This window comes from Capnocytophaga sp. oral taxon 324 str. F0483 (genome assembly GCF_000318315.2).
GTDB lineage: Bacteria > Bacteroidota > Bacteroidia > Flavobacteriales > Flavobacteriaceae > Capnocytophaga > Capnocytophaga ochracea.
This window is the reverse complement of sequence record NZ_KB291493.1, coordinates 69,738-72,446: the sequence shown is the minus strand read 5'-3', so window position 1 is coordinate 72,446 and position 2,709 is coordinate 69,738. Positions and strand designations below refer to the sequence as shown.

Genomic DNA, 2,709 nt, shown 5'->3' with positions numbered 1-2,709 from the left:
CTTACAGTTTTGGTTACAAACTTTGGCAATGTTTACGACTCTAATTATAATTTAAAATCCTTTACTACCTCTTCTAACGGCAAGCGTGATTTTGGGCGCAAGTGCAACTGATTGCTGTCCTCAGGGTCGCGATAACCTATCGCCACCGCGAAGAGCGTAGTGTATTGAGGTTCATTCAGAAGCTTGTCGTACTCAGTATTGACAATACCTTCCATAGGAGTACTATCGATACCCATAGAAGCACAAGCACTGAGAAAAAAGCCTAATGCGATGTACACTTGGTTGTTTATCCACGCATAGAGTCCTACATCACCTTTGGGTTTCTGCATTTTCTGATAAAACCCAAGTCGTCCCATTTCAGTAGCTGCTTTAACGAGCTTTTCTTCAAATGAAGGCAAAGCGCTATTCGCCATAAATACCACTAAATGACTTGCTTTTCTAACGCGTTCTTCGTTGGTAAGCGATACTTTGGCGAATGCTTCCTTAGTAGCTTCATCACTTATGAAAACAAATTGCCAAGGCTGTGAATTGATAGACGAAGGAGCGAGGCGTAATATCTCTTTGAGCTTAGCGATATCTTCATCGCTCACACGTTTAGAGCTGTAATGTTTAGTAGTATAGCGGGTTTGTGCTAATTTTAAAAAATCCATAGTGTTTTGTTTTTAAGTTTAACTTTTAATTTCAAGGTGCAAAGGTACGGCGTAATTAGCAATTTAACAAATAAGGAAAAAGGTAAAAGGTATGGCAGGTGAAATATGGCTAAAAATCAAGAGGTTATTCGACAGTTATTCGAATCTAAGGCTACGGTAAGACGAAAAAAAGTCCGCTCTCGATGGCTTTCTCAGAGAGGTAAAGGCAACGAGAGCGGAGTTTAACGTAAGAGTAAGAAAAAAGTTAGATTTATTAAATTGATTCTTTTCTTACCATTATTTTGTTATAGGCATATAGTGATAGGGCAGCAAAGACCCCTATTCCACAAATAAGATACCACATTTTGTTGGGGTTATAAGTATTCCAAAGCAAATCGGTGATTTGAGACTGATTGAGACCTAACTTCTGACTTGCCAAATCGAAATATTCCTTTTTAGTGAGGTTTTCAGGCATTGCAATGGCTTTATTTGTGAGTTCGGTTTTTAGTAAAGTATATTTATCAGACCATTTTTCGTATAAATCACCAGAAATAAGCCCTGCAATATAATTACCTACCGCCACAGGCAAGAAATAAGTGCCTTGATAGAGGGCTTCCTTCCCCTTAGGGGTGATTTGAGCTATAAAAGCTGAAAGCGTAGGGCTAGCAGCCATTTCGCCTATGGAGAAAATCATAGTGCCTATAATGGTAAACCACACATTATTGAACATAAAAGTGAGCGTTACCCCTATGGTTCCGATAATCGTACCGCGAATCATTGCGCTTACGTGAGTCATTTTGGTTACGAAATAGGATACAACTACCTGAAAGAAGATAATCATAAACGAATCGATATTGATGAACCATTCGGCTTTTACTTGTCCTTTTTCGGTGAGAATAGTGCCTAAGAAAGGCAAATGATGGTTAATCCACGCACTTACTTTGGAGGAATCTACCCAATCTTCGATAAAATTAGGCAGGGTGTAGAACAGCTGGTTGAACATCGTCCAAAAGCCGACCATCAGTATGAGCAATATGGTAAGGCGACGGTCTTTGAGTGCCTCTATAATGTGCATTATGGATTCCTTGATTTCGGTGAGGATAGGTTTGCTGTCGCGTTGTGCCATTTTAGGTTCTTTGAAAAAGAATAAAACTACCAGCAGGTTGATAACCATTACCACCGCAGCTTGTAGGAAGATAATGCGCCAACCGAGGGTAGTGCGTAGGTAAGACGACATTGCAGGACCTAAGAAGCCTCCGACGTTTACCATCATATAGAAGATACCGAAGCCCATTGTACTGGTGCTTTCATCGGTATTGCGGGCAACGGTACCGTTGATAACGGGTTTGAAGAAGCCCCCTCCAACGGCGGCAAAGAGGAACATCATATACATCGACCAATAGGTGTTTACTTCACCCATTAGGTAATAGCCTATCGCCATTATAGTACAAGAAATGACTAAAGAGAGTTTGTAGCCTATACGGTCGGCTATCACGCCAAAAACGAGTGGCAAAAAGTACTGTATAGCGGTTACGTTGCCTATAATACTTCCTTTTTCGGTATGCGAAAGACCTAATCCGCCTTGGTCAGTTGAAGCTACTAAATACAAGGGAAGAAGGGTAAAGATACCGTAGAAGCCCCAACGTTCCATCAGTTGGAGGAAACTTGCTACCCAGAAGTTGGGTGAGAAAGTTTTGAGTGTTTGACCGAAGGATTTTTTATTTTCTGACATAGTTCATTTATTTTTAATATTTGTTTGAAAAGGCTCTGAGATTCTCAAAGTTTGAAACTTTGGTTAAGTGCAGGGTGCATCACGTTTTACCTTTTGATTCATAGTATACTCTGAATTAAATTGCAAAAGTAAGAGCATTTTTGCTTCTATAAAAATAAAAAAGGGGTTTTATACAAAGGGGGTTGGAGATGTTATAAATATAACAATGCTCATAATTAATACTGGAAATGCCGATAATACCAATAATACCAGAAATAATCAACTTTGGCAAAATGTGTGTCGCAAAAAGTGATATATTTGAGCTATCGGAAGGGAACGGAAAATTTCGGAAGAGAGTTGAGAGGGGTT

At 39.6% G+C, this 2,709-nt stretch carries 2 protein-coding genes; both read right to left on the bottom strand.

What is annotated here, in order from left to right:
- Nucleotides 1–44: 44 nt before the first annotated feature.
- The gene (locus tag HMPREF9072_RS02395; RefSeq protein WP_009410346.1) at nucleotides 45–650 is read right to left on the bottom strand and encodes a nitroreductase family protein; all 606 of its coding nucleotides are present in this window, start codon (nucleotides 648–650) and stop codon (nucleotides 45–47) included.
- 253 nt (nucleotides 651–903) lie between these two features.
- A complete protein-coding gene (locus tag HMPREF9072_RS02390) occupies nucleotides 904–2,361 on the bottom strand; it encodes an MFS transporter (protein WP_009410344.1) in 1,458 nt (485 codons plus the stop codon).
- Nucleotides 2,362–2,709 lie beyond the last annotated feature (348 nt).

What these genes read in the sequence shown, in the direction of transcription:
- HMPREF9072_RS02395 (WP_009410346.1), bottom strand. Translation starts at nt 650, where the DNA reads ATGGATTTTTTAAAATTAGCACAAACCCGCTATACTACTAAACATTAC.
- HMPREF9072_RS02390 (WP_009410344.1), bottom strand. Translation starts at nt 2,361, where the DNA reads ATGTCAGAAAATAAAAAATCCTTCGGTCAAACACTCAAAACTTTCTCA.